Origin of the sequence: Candidatus Desulfosporosinus nitrosoreducens (assembly GCF_030954495.1) — a bacterium.
GTDB classification, from domain to species: domain Bacteria; phylum Bacillota; class Desulfitobacteriia; order Desulfitobacteriales; family Desulfitobacteriaceae; genus Desulfosporosinus; species Desulfosporosinus nitrosoreducens.
The window spans coordinates 26,813-41,835 of the sequence record NZ_JAVHUW010000044.1 but is presented as its reverse complement, the minus strand read 5'-3'; the positions used below and the strand labels follow the sequence as shown (position 1 = coordinate 41,835).

General features: G+C 48.7%; 11 protein-coding genes. 5 read left to right on the top strand and 6 right to left on the bottom strand.

Annotated features, from left to right (window positions below; translation table 11 throughout):
* Window positions 1–4: 4 nt before the first annotated feature.
* Window positions 5–1,411, bottom strand: coding sequence for a PTS mannitol transporter subunit IIBC (locus REC12_RS08680; protein ID WP_308893639.1), 1,407 nt, complete (start codon window positions 1,409–1,411; stop codon window positions 5–7).
* Window positions 1,412–1,753: 342 nt separating this feature from the next.
* Here REC12_RS08680 and REC12_RS08675 point away from each other — a divergent pair, with 342 nt between their 5' ends.
* From REC12_RS08675 to REC12_RS08660, 4 genes are all read left to right on the top strand, one after another.
* Window positions 1,754–2,419 carry a Crp/Fnr family transcriptional regulator gene (locus REC12_RS08675; protein WP_308893637.1) on the top strand — a complete coding sequence of 222 codons (666 nt, stop codon included), beginning with the start codon at window positions 1,754–1,756 and terminating at the stop codon, window positions 2,417–2,419.
* A gap of 319 nt (window positions 2,420–2,738) precedes the next feature.
* The gene (locus REC12_RS08670) at window positions 2,739–3,233 is read left to right on the top strand and encodes a 4Fe-4S dicluster domain-containing protein (protein ID WP_308893635.1); all 495 of its coding nucleotides are present in this window, start codon (window positions 2,739–2,741) and stop codon (window positions 3,231–3,233) included.
* 1 nt (window position 3,234) lies between these two features.
* Window positions 3,235–5,145: an anaerobic carbon-monoxide dehydrogenase catalytic subunit gene (gene cooS / locus REC12_RS08665; protein WP_308893633.1), complete on the top strand. Its 1,911-nt coding sequence runs from the start codon at window positions 3,235–3,237 to the stop codon at window positions 5,143–5,145.
* Window positions 5,146–5,160: 15 nt separating this feature from the next.
* Window positions 5,161–6,414: an NAD(P)/FAD-dependent oxidoreductase gene (locus tag REC12_RS08660; protein WP_308893631.1), complete on the top strand. Its 1,254-nt coding sequence runs from the start codon at window positions 5,161–5,163 to the stop codon at window positions 6,412–6,414.
* Between the two features lie 69 nt (window positions 6,415–6,483).
* On the opposite strand, the gene REC12_RS08655 is transcribed toward REC12_RS08660, so the two are convergent.
* The 4 genes from REC12_RS08655 to REC12_RS08640 form a co-directional block, all read right to left on the bottom strand.
* The gene (locus REC12_RS08655) at window positions 6,484–8,460 is read right to left on the bottom strand and encodes a glutamate mutase L (protein ID WP_308893630.1); all 1,977 of its coding nucleotides are present in this window, start codon (window positions 8,458–8,460) and stop codon (window positions 6,484–6,486) included.
* 71 nt (window positions 8,461–8,531) lie between these two features.
* Window positions 8,532–9,179, bottom strand: coding sequence for a DUF1638 domain-containing protein (locus tag REC12_RS08650; RefSeq protein WP_308893692.1), 648 nt, complete (start codon window positions 9,177–9,179; stop codon window positions 8,532–8,534).
* Entirely contained in the window at window positions 9,179–11,140 is a 1,962-nt protein-coding gene (locus tag REC12_RS08645) for a hydantoinase/oxoprolinase family protein (protein WP_308893628.1), read from the bottom strand. The genes REC12_RS08650 and REC12_RS08645 overlap by 1 nt, the downstream gene beginning before the upstream one ends.
* A gap of 404 nt (window positions 11,141–11,544) precedes the next feature.
* Window positions 11,545–12,819 carry an amino acid permease gene (locus REC12_RS08640; RefSeq protein WP_308893626.1) on the bottom strand — a complete coding sequence of 425 codons (1,275 nt, stop codon included), beginning with the start codon at window positions 12,817–12,819 and terminating at the stop codon, window positions 11,545–11,547.
* 119 nt (window positions 12,820–12,938) lie between these two features.
* On the opposite strand from REC12_RS08640, the gene REC12_RS08635 reads away from it, so the two are divergent.
* A complete protein-coding gene (locus tag REC12_RS08635) occupies window positions 12,939–13,877 on the top strand; it encodes a LysR family transcriptional regulator (RefSeq protein WP_308893624.1) in 939 nt (312 codons plus the stop codon).
* Between the two features lie 104 nt (window positions 13,878–13,981).
* Here REC12_RS08635 and REC12_RS08630 read toward each other — a convergent pair whose 3' ends face one another.
* Window positions 13,982–14,530, bottom strand: a complete 549-nt coding sequence (locus tag REC12_RS08630; RefSeq protein ID WP_308893623.1) for a flavin reductase family protein — start codon at window positions 14,528–14,530, stop codon at window positions 13,982–13,984.
* Window positions 14,531–15,023: the final 493 nt, after the last annotated feature.

The following is a 15,023-nucleotide window of genomic DNA, read 5'->3' as shown; positions in this document are numbered from 1 at the left end:
CAACCTATTTTATTAAACTGTTGACATAGTCTTCATAGGCTGATTTATCCAGGAAGTTTTTGATGGGGACGATTTGCGCCTTAGGCACAACTTGCGCTGCGCGCTCTGCTAAACCTTCCTGTGTGAAAACAACATCGACATCCGCAGGAATTTGATTTACGGCTGAGTGGCGCACCTCAATATTCAAGCCTGCATCTTTGAGACTCTTTTTGAGGATAGATTCTCCCATTGCCGATGAACCCATACCTGCTTCACAGGCAAAGATGATTAGTTTAGGCAGTTGATTTGATTTTTGTCCTTTACTCAGGGACTTCATTTGGTTGACCATTCGTTGGGCTCCGGCAAGTTCTTCACTATTAACCTCAGTTTTGTCACGTTTTAAAATGACGGAGGCGATTAAAAAGGAGACCACTGCGCCGACGGCTATACCCAACATAACCACCAGAAATCCGCCTTTGGGAGCCATTGCCATTTCAGCGAAAATACTTCCCGGGGAGGGGGTGGCTACTAAGCCCGCCTTAGTGATGACGAAGGTTAAATCTGCCGCAATCCCACCGCCGATGACAGCTAACAAGAGCAAAGGCTTCATCAGTATATAAGGGAAATAGACTTCATGAATTCCACCCAAGAACTGAATAATGATAGCACCCGGAGCTGATTGCTTGATCAATCCTTTGCCGTAGACCCAAAAAGCAAGTAAAATTCCCAAGCCAGGTCCGGGATCTGATTCCAGGAGGAAGAAGATGGACTTTCCGGTTTGAGTAACTTGCTGAATTCCTAAAGGTGCCAGAACACCATGATTGATAGCATTATTTAAAAATAATATCTTACCTGGTTCAATAAAGATAGCGATTAAGGGCAAGAGTCCGGCATTAGTGACCGCCACGGCTAAATTACCCAACACGGTCGAGAAACCTTGTACTACGGGTTCAATCACGGTATAAGCGAGGATTGCCAGCAGAGCGCCCAAAATTCCTGCCGAAAAGTTACTGATCAACATTTCAAAGCCAGTGGGCACTTTATCTTCGATCAGTTGGTCGAATTTCTTGATAACCCAACCACCAAAGGGCCCCATGATCATGCCTCCCAGAAACATTGGAACTGAGGACCCCACAATAATTCCGGCAGTAGCAATGGCGCCGAGTACTCCGCCTCGTTGTTTATAGACCAGACTTCCTCCCGTATAACCGATCAGCAGAGGGAGTAGATAGGTAATCATCGGAGTGACTAATTTGGCCAGATAATCATTGGGCGTCCATCCTGTTGGTATGACAAACATGGTGATCAAGCCCCAGGCAAGGATGGCGCCCATATTGGGGATGACCATCCCAGCCATGAAACCGCCGAATTTCTGGATCTTAGCTTTTGTTTTTCCGCCGCCGGTGACTAGAGAATTTACATTGGCCGACATATCCATACCTCCTTTGTTTTGTTAAATTCATCTTAAGCCCGGCTAAGGCGTTTTACAATTTAAAGAAAACCAATCTTGACACCGCATTTTACTGACAATTTTAACAATTTATATTCTGCCAATTTATGTAATTTACAAATAAAACTGCACCCTTCTACTTCAGAAAGCATAGCTTGATTGCCTAGTTTTGGCAATGTAACGTAACATTTTTCAAAAAGAGCATTGCCATATAGCAACGATTTGAAAATTTCAGTAAATCCAGTGACGCCCTCTCCACATTATGGTATCCTTAAGGCAAAAAAGCTCTTGTGTTGATCATTGGTCTCAAAAGGATGTGATGTAATGTCATTAGCGTTAGAGCAATTTCCTTTGTTTCACGGTCTTTCCCCGGAACTTTTGACTCAGTGGGGAAAATTTTTCAGAGAGCGACGCTTTACCAAGCGTCAGCTTCTTGAGTTTTCCCCGGACTGTTTAGAACCCATCTACTTTGTCCGATCAGGGCGAATTAAGATTTCCTATTTATCTGAGGATGGTAAAGAATTCACAGTAGCCTGCCTTTCTCCTGGGGATGTCTACAGTGTTCATTCTTTGGCCTCCGCCACAGCGCTGGAAAATTCAGTCGTTATTTATCTGGGGATGGACAAGTTCCGCCCGTTGCTTGAGGAATGTCCGGAACTTAGTTTACGTTTAATCCGTTTGCTCGGCAACCTTTTGAAAGACACTAATGACGTCATCCTGGACCTGGCCTTTCGAGAAGTCTCCGTGCGTTTAGCCCATGTCATTCTGCGTGAAGGACATCCCGCAAACAAGCAGCAGGTTATTGTCAAGTTACCCAGTTTTCTCGACTTTACGCACGAACAATTAGCTGCCTTGATCGGAACAACCCGCCAAACGGTCAATGAGATCCTTAAACGCTGGGAACGCCAGGGAATCGTGGCTTTAAAACGCGGGAAGGTTGCCGTACTTAATTGGGAACTGCTTAACGATAAAGGAAATCTATTTTCATGAAGGAACACGCTTCATAAACATTTAACCTTACTTGTCAAAAACGTATTGTCGCTTATCCTCTAAGGTTATCCGCTTTACCACAGATAAATTCTAACGTTGCCATGAGCTTGACAAAAGGGCTGTGCGAAAACTTGTTGATCGTTTGAGCACAGCCCTATTTTCGTTTATATGATCATTACGCAAAAACGCCCTTATTTCTCTTGGCAGAGAAAAGGACGCTTTTGTTACAACAGTGTCAGCAAGCCGATGGAAGAAATGAGAATATTGCAATAGATTTATTCTGAGGTATTGTCCTAAACGTTCAAAAGGAGGGATAAGGTTGAAACAGATTCTGACCAAAAGTGAATATTGCCTCGGCTGTAAAAGCTGTGAGCTGGCCTGTGCCGTGGTCCACTCCGCCAGCAAAACCTTGTTTGCAGCAATTAAGGAACTTGAAGCGCCGCAAAAACGGGTCTTCGTAGAGTCCAGCGAGGGACTCAATTTCCCCCTGCAATGCCGGCAATGTTCAGACACGCCTTGTGTACATGCCTGCATGAGCGGAGCTATGCAGCTTGATCCCCGGACCGGACTTGTTCAAGTCGAAGAGCTCCGCTGCGTGGGCTGCCTGATGTGCGTCATGGTCTGCCCTTTCGGAGTAATAGCGGAGGTTTCCGCGACCCGCAAAGTTGCCAAGTGTGACCGTTGCCGGGAACTGGATTACAATCCGGCCTGTGTTGCCGCCTGTCCGACGAAAGCACTGGAATTTGTCGAGGTTCAGGAATTTGCCCGCAGCGGACGGCAAAGCTTTTTAAACCAAATGAAGGGGGCTAACTAAGATGAAATCTCATCCGCAATCAATTGATCCCGCCGTTCTTGAATTATTGCCTAAAGCAAGCTCAGACGGCGTAGAAACAGTTTGGGATCGTTACGAAGCACAACAACCTCAATGTGGGTTTGGCAGCCTAGGAGTCTGTTGCCGTCATTGCGTTCAAGGCCCCTGCCGAATTGACCCCTTTGGCAACGGACCTAAAGCAGGAGTTTGCGGCGCCGGCGCCGATGTCATTGTCGCCCGCAATCTGCTCAGGCAAGTGGCGGCCGGAGCCGCCGCTCATGTCGACCACGCCTACGACGTGGTTGAGGCCTTGGAATTGGCGGCCAAAGGAGAAATTAATTACGCCATTACAGACGAAGCAAAATTGCACCGGGTAGCCCAAGGACTGGAGATAGAGATCTCCGGCAAAACTACGGCGGAAGTAGCTTTAGCGGTTGTCAAAGCCGCCTATGCCGATTTGGAAAACCACGGAAAGCGGCCCGCTAAGTGGCTGATGTCTCACGCCCCGCAAGAAAGGGTTGCCCTTTGGGCGAGCCTGGGCATTCTCCCGCGCAATCCCGACCGGGAAATCCGGGAAGCTCTGCACCAGACGACTATGGGTATGGACGGCGACCCGGTGAATTTAGTTCTAGCCACCGCGAAACAAGGGCTTGTCGACGGATATTCCGGCCTGAAATTGGCCACGGATATGCAGGATATCCTTTTCGGAACCCCTGCTCCTGTCGTGACAGAGGCGAATTTAGGCGTTCTCAAAGAGGATTACGTCAATCTGATTGTCCACGGTCATGTCCCCTTGCTTTCCGAGAAGATTGTTTATTGGGCCGCTAAACTCCAAGAGGAAGCGCGGCTTGCCGGGGCTCAAGGGATTTTAGTCTCGGGGATTTGCTGTACCGGCAATGAAGTTTTAATGCGCAAAGGGATTCCGCTGGTGACCAATTACCTGGCCCAAGAGCTGGCTATTGTTACCGGAGCTGTTGACGCTATGGTCGTCGATGTGCAATGTATTATGCCTTCCTTAACCCAAGTGGCCTCTTGTTATCACACGGAAATCATCACAACCATGCCCATTGTCAAACTTCCGGGAGCCGCTCACATTCCCTTCACCTTAGAAAATGCTGATGAAGCGGCTCAGGAAATTGTGCGCAAGGCCATCTCCTCCTATACCCGGCGGGACCCCCAAAAAGTCCATATTCCCAATTACAGGCGCAAAATTATGGCCGGATTCAGCGTTGAAGCCGTCGTCGGGGCCCTAGCCACGGTCAATCCGGCGGACCCTCTGAAGCCTCTTATTGATAATATCGTCAACGGCAATATCCTGGGAGTTGTGGCTACAGTGGGCTGCAACAATGTTAAAGTGACTCAGGATAGCCTGCATGTCGAATTAGTGAAAGAGCTGATCAAAAACAACGTTCTGGTTGTGGCCACAGGTTGTTCCGCTCATGCCTTAGCCAAGGCCGGTTTTATGAACTCCGAAGGTACCGAGACCTATGCCGGCGAAGGGTTAAAAGCCGTCCTAGGGGCTATTGGTCAAGCGGCGGGTCTGGGCGCCCCGCTTCCGCCGGTTTTGCACATGGGCAGTTGCGTCGATAACTCCAGAATCGGGGATTTAGTCACCGCTATTGCCAAATACCTGAAGGTCGATTCGGCTTTGCTCCCGGTTGCTGCCAGCGCACCCGAACCCCAGCATGAAAAAGCTCTGAGCATCGGGACTTGGGCTGTAACCATGGGGCTGACCACACACCTGGGGGTTGTGCCTCCCGTGCTGGGAAGCAAGGCAGTCGCTGAGCTGCTTACCCAAGGACTGACCGACGTGATCGGCGGCAAATTCTATATCGAAACCGACGCCCAAAAAGCCGCCCAGGGACTTATCGAGGACATCCGGGCCAAACGAAAAAAACTCGGACTCCCCGGTTAAAGGACGGAAAAAATCATGAGCTATATCATTGTTGGCAACAGCGCCGCGGGGCTGTTTGCCGTGGAAGAAATCCGCAAGCACGACACCCAATCCGAAGTGGTCCTGCTCACGGCGGAACAGGAGCCCAGTTATTCCCGTTGTCTGACCACCTATTTTTTAGCCGGGGATATCCCCGCCTCCCGCCTTTATTTGCGCGGCGAAGATTTCGCCCAACGGCTTAAACTGACGATGGTATACGGAGCCGAGATTAACGGCGTCGATCCCACGCGTCACTGTCTGCAAAGCAGCGCCGGGCAGGAGTGGAACTACAGTAAGCTTTTACTCGCTATGGGAGCCACAGCCAATAAGCTCACCATCCCGGGCGGAAATCTCCCTGAGGTTTTTACTCTGCGCACCATGAAGGATGCCTTAGCCATTGCCGCCGTTTTGGAGCGGGGGGCGGGCAAGGCCGTCGTCATCGGGGGAGGCCTGGTCAGCCTGAAAAGCGCTTACGCCCTGAGAAAACGCGGGCTTGAGGTCACCGTTTTAGTCTCTTCCGGCCAAATTCTCTCCCAGATGCTTGATCGGAAGGCCGCTAACCTGATCCAAAACCATTTGCAGGCCCACGGCATAAACTTTCTTTTACAAACTGAAGCCTTGGAGATCACCGGTGAAGGTCATGTACAAGGTGTTCTGGTCTCTCCCGCCGCCAAGCTTGAAGCAGATATTGTCATCGTTGGCAAAGGAGTCCGGCCCAATGTGGGAGCTTTAATAAATTCCGGTTTAAACATTGGCCAAGGGATTCGCGTAGATTCCCATTTAGCCACCAATCTTCCCGGCATTTACGCGGCAGGCGATATTGCCGAAACTTGGGATCTCGTCCGCCAAAGGTTTACGGTGAACGCTACCTGGCCGAACGCCTCGGCCCAAGGCAGAATTGCCGGAGCCAATATGTGCGGAAAGCAAGAGGTCTATCCCGGTTCCTTAGGTCTGAACTCCGTAGACTTTTACGGCCTCTCGGCTATGTCCGCCGGCATCACCAAGCTCCCTGAAAATAAGGAACCGGGGAATTGGCAGCAAACGGAAGGTTTAAAAAAGACCGGGGGATTGCCCATCTATCACAGTCTAATTTGGCAGGGGGATATTTTAAAGGGGTTTGTGCTCGTGGGTGACACCTCCCAGTGCGGTGTCCTGACGGCTTTAGTTAAATCAAGCCGACCTCTCAGTTCAGCCCAAAAGAATTTGACTCTCGGCAAACGAGGAACCCTGGCGGTAGGCATGATGAAGTAGAAAAGAGGCGGCACTGGACGTAAGTCACAGGCCGCCTCTTGGAGAATTTCCTCTCCGGATCTTAATAAGTTAGTGATCCCCAGACAGTATATATCCCGAGGCAACAATTTCCAAAGCCTCGCTGACAAAAACCGTGCCGAAATCTGTCTCACAGGAAAACACATCGTGATTGACGACAACCTCGGGATTAAATACCCCGGCTTGACGGGCGTTTTCCAGGACACGCTCCCGCCCTTTGGTCAGAATACTGTTGCGGGCATCTTCCAGTTCCATATAGGTCTCGTACCCCCAGGGAGCATGCACTTTGAAGCCGGGTTTAATGATAGCGGTCACCCGCTCACTAACTTTTCCTACTGCCGCTCCAACGGCATTGGCAACCTCGCTGTGTTCAGGAATAATGATTTCGCTGTGTAATAACCCTCCGACATCGGGCAGGTATGCTGCCACAGGAGCTCCGATAGCGGCTATAGGATAATTCAGCCCCACCCTGACGCTGAAGTCGTGATCCGCTTGCTTAGGTTTCAAGACCGGCCCCATAAGAAAATTAAAATTTGGATCAGCGGCGGCTGTTAAGGAATAGCCTTGTTTTAAAGCGATACTCTGTAAGACCGTCAGCCCCAGGGAACGGGTTATTTGTTCGAGGCAGCGCGCGGCAAAGCTTTCGCTTCCGCAGCCATAATGCTGCGCGAGAATTCTGGCCCCTTCCAGAGAAGCGGCACGATTCCAGGTCTGAAGCAGTCCCAGGCAATGTAACACATCGGTCGGAGTAAAGGCGGCCCGCCCGATAATTTGCGCCTGTTCCAGGGACCTTAGAGCAAGGGGACTCAGGTAATCCTTAATGCGCCTTTCCAAGGCCAGAACATTATGCGCTCCATCTTCCAGAGCCCTGACAATTGCCTGCTCCTCAGGGCGTAAGCTCTCCGGGTTCTGAGGATGTTTCAGCATCAGCCAGCAATCCACGTCTTGTCCTTGATAAACAGCATGTTTTCCTTGTATGGCCTTAAGCTCTTCAACAAGGTTAGGGTAACGCATACTGACAACACTCAAAGGCCGGACCCGCAACGGTCCTATATGCAGTTTTTCCTTTTGAGAGCCTCTGATATAACTCTCTCCCTCAACCCTGATATAGCTGTCCCCGCCGATACCAAAGGTCGTAATTTCCGCCGTGTTGACATGGGTTCTCCAGCCGGCCACCACCGCTCCCTTTTCGTTCATGCGCCAGCGCTTGTTTTGGACGATCCCTATATCGGTGGTAGTCCCTCCCATATCCAGGGTCATAACAGTCTCCAAACCTGTCAGAAATGTAGCTCCCACCACACTGGCCGCCGGGCCGGATAAAATTGTTTCAACGGGCCGTGCGAAGGCTTTCTCTTCGCTGATCAAAGAGCCGTCCCCTTTGACGACCATCACGGGCGCCTCAAGACAATGCTTCTTAAGCACAGCCTTTACGGCCAGGAGCAACTCCCGGATGATGGGCAAGAGCCTGGCATTTAAACAAGCGGTCACCGTCCTCTCATAGTAGCCGAGTTTGGAACTCAGTTCGTGGGCACAGACAACCGGCACATCCCACTCTTTTTGTACAATCTCCCTGGCCTGATTTTCGTGGTCGGGATTTCTGTTGCTCAAGTTTCCGGAAATAGCTAAAGTATCGACTTCCCCTCGCATTTGAGCAATAACCTTCCTTAACTCCTGCGTATCAAGATCAGCAAAGGGTATTCCGTATAGATCATGCCCGCCCGGAACCAGAGAACATTTCTGGGCGGGCAATACCCCGGCCGGTTTTCTTTTACCTATGAGGATTAAGCCTACCTTGCCGCCGCGCCCTTCAACAATGGCATTCGTTGCCAGGGTGGTGGAAAGGGCAACCATTCCGACCTTTTCAGGGGCAATCTTGCCCAGATTGTTAAGACACTCCTCAATCCCCAGAGTCAAGTCCTGCGGCGTTGTAAAGGCTTTGGCCTTCGCAACCACGGCTTTATCTTCGAAATTCAAAAGCACGCCATCCGTATAAGTTCCCCCGGTATCAATCCCTAAAATATAGGACACCGCTATCACCCCATTCCTCAATGATCTATCCGGCTTGATCCCTTGGGATGCCGCTACTGCGAAAACAGTCTTTAAAAGAAGCTTTCCTGAGTAACCATCATCCGTGGTGGAATCACGACGAAATCCCTATCCCACTCCCCGGTCAGCAGCCTCTCTAAAAGCGGACATGAACTTTTCCTTTCTTCAAATGCGGCCCCCATAAATTCGGCGACTTGCCGGGAATGCTCAACTAACTTGGCATACTCCCCGACTCCTGTATCTATAAAAACAAGCCTTTTATAGTGGTTATACTCGGTTTCAATAATATAACGGGCGTTTTCCTCGCCGTATTTAGCGCTGTATTTCTCAAACTCTGCCCGCGGTTCACCGCCCTGATCTATCCAGCCTTTATTTAGATAAATGGTTCCCGGGCATTGAGCAAATTCCTGCTCATAAATTTGGCGTGAACCAAGCAGGAGACTGATGCAGTCATGAACTCTGGGGATGACGAGAGTATGAATTTTGGAATGAAGATTTACGACACCGTTGGAACACAATCCGTAGCCGAAAAGAAGTGTGTCATGATCTTGATCCGCGTCAATTCTGGCTTGCAGCTCCCAATTGAGTTTTCGCGGCTCGCGATGAAGGGCGTAGGGCAATAATTCGCAAGCCATTCCCGAGGGCAGAACTTTTTGGATTTCGTCGGCAATCGTACTGCAAGCAAAAATCTTGGCTTTCATCACTCTTCACTCTCCTCTTGCCGATACCCGGAAGCAATGATCTCAAAAAACTCCTCCAGAAAAACCGGGCCAAAATTGGTATCGCTGATAACCTTATCCCGGTTCACGGTAATCTCCGGATTAATGATTCCGGCTTTTTTAGCATTCTCCAGGACAATCGCCTTACCTTTCGTAAGAATTCTCTCGCAGGCCTCCTCCTGATACATAAAGGCCTCACATCCCCAGGGAGCGTGAACTTTAAAGCCAGGTTTAACCAGAGCGGTAATCTTTTCGGCGACTTTTCCCATGGCGGCACCTACGGCACTGGCGACTTCACTGTGCTCAGGAATAATAACCTCGGCTCTTAAGAGCCTGCCAACCTCAGGCAAATAAGCAGTTACCGGAGCCCCGATGGCCACAATGGGATAATTTAAGCCCAGCGGAACACAGAGATCTAAATTCCTGTGCTTCTCCTGGAAAAAAGGTTCAAGAAAAAACTTCAAGGTTTCATCTTTAATGTCGAAGGTATAGCCTTGTTTGGCGGCAATACTTTGCAGGATGGCCAGAGTTATAGACTGAGTCATAGTCTCCAGGCACTTCGCGGCAAAATTCTCAAGCTTGGTTCCGTAAGAATTGGCCAGAATTCTGGCCCCTGCGAGGGAGGCCTCGGCGTTCCATTTTTTTAAGAGCCCGAGACAATGCAGAACGTCTGTCGGGGTAAAAGAAATACGCCCGATAACCCGCGCTTGTTCGAGGGATTTTAGAGCAAAAGGGCTGACGTAATTGCCAATTCGTTCTTTTAACCATTGAACATTATGCGGCCCGTCGGCCAGCTCTTGGACTATGAGCCGTTCATCACGGCTTAAGCTTTCCGGGTCAGAAGGCGGTTTAACGATCATCCAGCAATCCAGAGTTTGCCCGTCAAAGATAGTTCCGTTAACTGCTTTGGACTGCTGGATTTCGCGCAGTTCCCGGATTAAATGGGGATGGCGCAGACCCATCACGCAAAGTGGTATGACCCGTGTCGGGCCCAGGCACAGCTGACCCTTGGCTTTTACCCTTAGATAGCTATCTCCGCCAATCCCAAAGGTGCTAAGCCCGGTTGTATGGATATGGGTTTTCCAGCCGGCTACTATCGCTCCTTCTTCCTGCCTCCGCCAATAGCTATTCTTGACGATCCCTATATCCGTGGTCGTGCCTCCCATGTCCAGGGTTAAAAAGGTATCCCTGTCCGCCAGAAACATAGCTCCTACCACACTGGCCGCGGGACCTGACAAGATGGTTTCAATAGGTCTTTCCAGGGCTTTCTCTTCACTGATCAGAGACCCGTCACCTTTGACGACCATCAGCGGGACTTCGATCTTTTTTCTTTTAAGTACCCCTTTAACCGCCCCTAACAAATCTGAGATGATCGGCAATAGTTTGGCGTTCAGGCAGGCCGTTACTGTCCGTTCATAGAGACCTATGTCGGAACTTAGTTCGTGGGCGCAGATAATGGGCACATCCCATTCCCTGCGCACGAACTCTCTGGCCAGATTCTCGTGTTCGGGATTGCTGATGCTGAAGATTCCGGAGATGGCTAAGGTATCGACTTCACCTTTCATTTGAGCGATGACCCTGGCCAGCTCTTGCGTGTCGAGCTCACACTTTGCAGTTCCCAGCCCGTCATGCCCACCTGAAATGACGCTGAGCATTTGGGCGGGAAATTTCCCGTCCGGTCTGTAACCGATTAAAATTAATCCGACTTTACCGCCGCGTCCTTCAACGATAGCATTTGTAGCCAGTGTCGTAGAAAGAGAAACCATTTTAATCTCTTGAGGATTGATTTCTCCCAAATTAGCAATACATTCCGCGATCCCAAGGGTCAAGTCCCCGGGCGTTGTGAAGGCTTTAGCTTTCGCAACAACAGTCTTTCTTTCAAAATCCAAAAGCACGCCATCCGTATAAGTCCCTCCGGTATCAATTCCCAAAATATAGGGCACAGTTACCACCCCTCATATAAAATTCCTATGTAAAACGGTGAAGTATTTATCCGCTTGCAGTAATAGCCTATTTTTACATAACAAGTGCAATTTTTATGCCATCCTCTCCCATTTAAGGCAATACTTCAAAGTCGGGTTGTCGGCTTCTGTTGTTTATCAGTGTTAAGAAGTTATTTCTCCTGTACTATAAAGGCAGAAGCTTTCGAAAATAAGGTTTGGTCCCTAAAGCAGGGCCTGTATTTTTCTCAATAAAAAATTTATAATTATGTTTTTAAGTCAGTATTAACTTGTAACCCTTTTTATGAATCAATATTAACTTGAATTAACATCTGGCTTTACAATTTAAGAAAAACCATATTGACGCATTGGCCTATGCTGCTTACACGAAAACAAGGCCGGAATCCTCATGCCTCCGGCCTTGTTTCTCTTGTTTCTCCTCTTACCAATCTGGCTGTCTGGAAAAAAGCCACTATAACCAGCGGATATAGAACCGCCCACCCTACGAAAGGAAAAATAACAGCCGTTAACAGAAAAGACAGCCAACTGATGCCTACTCCCCAGACGCTCCCCTTTAAGAGGCGGATTCCCGCCGCACAACCGCCAAGATAGGTCAGAATAAAGGTGGCGTTGGGCAACTGGATGAGGGTTGTCAGGGAGATTGTCCCACTGCCGTAGAGAATAAGTACTACCACAAAGCACAGGGCAAGAAAGCCGATTCCACCGGTTGGCGTACCATATCGTTTGGACAAAATGCCCAGCCGGCGGGGAGCGTCCCCCTTTCGCGCCAAAGCAAAGGCCAGGCGGGAAGCCGCACCCGTATAAGCGATAATAACGGCAGTACAGATGAACACACCCGTAAATCCTGCAACCAAAGCCCCCCAAGGTCCGAGCAGTTTACTTATGACCAATACTAATGCCGCATCCGATCCCGCGGTATGGTAACTGTGCGTCCCCACGGTAGCAAGCGCCGTAAGGAAATACAATACTCCGACTATCAGCGCGGCAACGGTTACCCCTTTGACGGCCTGCTGCGGGTCCAGGAATTCTTCCGATAAATGAGAAACTGCCTCCCAGCCAATAAAACACCAAAATAGAATCGCGGCCGCCCGCCCGACACTCACCCAACCATGGGGTAGAAAAGGTGTAAAATTCGCGAACTGAATATGAGGTACGGCCCCTATAATGGCCAGCACCAGCACGGCAACAATTGCCAGCACAACGGCAATTTGCACTTGTCCCACCACTTTCATCCCGATAAGATTGGTCAGAAGTCCGACCGCCAGCATTCCCGCAGCCAGCGCCACTCTCGTACTGTCACTCCAGCCCAGCGCAACCGTCATATAACCGGCGCCTGTCAGCGCCGCCACCGGTGCGCCAATTGGCACTGACATGAGAAAAAACCAGCCGACAAGCGATCCGGCCCGTGGTCCAAAAGCTAAGGTGACAAAATGAGAAACCCCGCCGGCATTCGGAAATTTGGCCGATAGCAATCCCATGGACAGCGCCAGCGGTAATACGAGCAGGGTCATAAGCCCCCAGGCCAGCAGGGAAGCCGGACCGGCGATCTCTGCGGCCAGCCCGGGCACAATGAGCACACCCGAGCCAAGTACGGCCCCGATATATAAGGCTATGGCCTGCGGCAGGCCTATTGTACCTTGCAAACGATTCTGATCACCCATATTTCCACTCCTTCTCCCTTGTATTTCCTCTAATAGTATCAGATAATGACGCTATCGGAGAAACGAAAGATTTCGATGATATGCATCGCCTTAACCGATGATACGAAAAGGAGAAGGAAATGGAATTACGTCATTTATTTACCTTTATTACAGTGGTCGAAGTTGGGGGTTTTACTCGCGCGGCTAATAAACTAGGATACGCTCAGTCAAGTATAACCGCACAGATCCAGGCGCTGGAAACAGAACTTGAAAGGCCGCTCTTTGACAGGCTGGGCAAAAAGACTGTTCTTACCGCTGCCGGACAGCGGCTCCTTCCTTACGCCCAGGAAATTACCAAAATGCACAACCTGGCAATAGACGCAATCCGGTCTGAGACGGCACTATCCGGTACACTGACCATAGGGGCCCCCGAATCCCTGGCGGCCTTTCGTTTGCCGGATATTATCCGCGAATACAAAAAACGCTATCCAGACGTTAAAATCGTATTGAAGCCCGGCGTATGCTGGGAATTGCATGATCTGATCCGCACAGGGGAACTGGATCTTGCTTTCCTGCTTCAGCCGGAAACAGAGGTTCGGGATTTGCACCTTGAAACCCTCGTACAAGAAAAAATGGCGCTCATTGCGCCACCGGACCATCCGCTTGTCTCTTATAAACATGTCGAACCTGAGAATTTAAAAGACGAAACTATACTTCATACCGAACCGGGGTGTACCTACCGGGCTCTATTCGAACAGCATCTTAACAGCCACGGGATCTTTTCCAATCCTGATCTGGAGTTTTGGAGCGTCGAAGCTATTAAGAACTGCGTTATGTCCGGTCTTGGCCTTTCTTTTCTTGGCCTTTCTTTTCTTCCCCTTATCACTGTGCAAAAAGAAGTTCGGGAAGGCAAACTGACTCTGCTGGCCTGGGATGACCGCCCTCAGCGGCTTGCTACCCAGATTGCCTATCATAAAAAAAAGTGGTTATCCCCCGCACTGGGTGAATTCTTGCTCCTTGTGGAGCAGCATGCCGCAGGCTGGCGGCAGGAGGAATTTCTGCCTGCCTTATATAGTTGAAATCTATGATATTTATTGTAATTGTGTTCACCGGGTCCCGGGCTTACCCTTAGTTCTATTTTTCTGTCTGAGGACTCGGCATATCCAAATAATTCCGCATGCATTTACTTATTTGCACTACATACCTTAAAGACAGAGCCAATCCTATCCTTTAAATCAAAGTAACCTGAATCCATTAATATTATTGGGTTTACTTTTAAAGCATTTGGTTTTCCATTTTCCAAACAGTCTTCATTTGCATATACCGAAACAATCTCTCCAATAAACATTGTAAAATCAAATATAGGAATAGTCTGTATTACCCTACAAAGATAATTAACAGGACATTCTGTGATCATTGGAGCGTTGCCGGCTTCATCATAAAACGAATCAAAAATAGTTGCCTTATCGGTTTTAAAGCCAGAAACCCTCCCGCAAAAATCAACTTTTTCAAGAAGCTCGGAGGATGGTATATTTACACTAAAAAATCCATGTTCTGCGACACCTGATGTTGTATAGTGAGAATTCTTCAATGAAATATACAATACAGGTTTCTGACTTACTACCCCATAGGCACCGATCGGGGCATAGTTTGGCTTTCCCTTAACAGTAGCCCCTGCTAAGACAGTAATATATGGTCCAAAAGGAATGCTCCCTATCTTTGTTTTTGTCATCGTTAATCTCCTATCTTAGATTTATTGGGTTGCAACGATAAAATTATAAGATAAAAATCAATAATTATATAGACTTTTTCTTTTCGACGGCTTATCATATAGATAAAGTGCGCCCTTTATGTCAAGTCGCTCCGTTGAGAAGTTCAAAATGCAAAAATATATATTAATTTTTATGTTAAAAAACAATGCAATTTTCATTATAAATTGCTATTGGTTTTGTAGTGCAAAAGAACCACTCAATTGCTGAGTGGTTCTTTTGCTTAAACTTTTGTTGCGTGGAATTATAGTATCACAAAAGCCCTCAAATCTCCCCGTAAACAACTGCATCATAAATACTTTCGACTAACGTATCTCCTCGCTTTCGTGTATTTGCGCTTTTCTCGTTCATGAATATACATCGCTTCTGTCAGTATTTCTGTAAGAAATAAGTATACAATTTGATTAAAAGATATAAGATACATATTGTATTTTATATTTAAAAGGTGTATATATA

What these genes read in the sequence shown, in the direction of transcription:
- REC12_RS08650 (WP_308893692.1), bottom strand. Translation starts at nt 9,179, where the DNA reads ATGAAAGCCAAGATTTTTGCTTGCAGTACGATTGCCGACGAAATCCAA.
- REC12_RS08635 (WP_308893624.1), top strand. Translation starts at nt 12,939, where the DNA reads ATGGAATTACGTCATTTATTTACCTTTATTACAGTGGTCGAAGTTGGG.
- REC12_RS08675 (WP_308893637.1), top strand. Translation starts at nt 1,754, where the DNA reads ATGTCATTAGCGTTAGAGCAATTTCCTTTGTTTCACGGTCTTTCCCCG.
- REC12_RS08630 (WP_308893623.1), bottom strand. Translation starts at nt 14,530, where the DNA reads ATGACAAAAACAAAGATAGGGAGCATTCCTTTTGGACCATATATTACT.
- REC12_RS08660 (WP_308893631.1), top strand. Translation starts at nt 5,161, where the DNA reads ATGAGCTATATCATTGTTGGCAACAGCGCCGCGGGGCTGTTTGCCGTG.
- REC12_RS08640 (WP_308893626.1), bottom strand. Translation starts at nt 12,819, where the DNA reads ATGGGTGATCAGAATCGTTTGCAAGGTACAATAGGCCTGCCGCAGGCC.
- REC12_RS08680 (WP_308893639.1), bottom strand. Translation starts at nt 1,411, where the DNA reads ATGTCGGCCAATGTAAATTCTCTAGTCACCGGCGGCGGAAAAACAAAA.
- cooS (WP_308893633.1), top strand. Translation starts at nt 3,235, where the DNA reads ATGAAATCTCATCCGCAATCAATTGATCCCGCCGTTCTTGAATTATTG.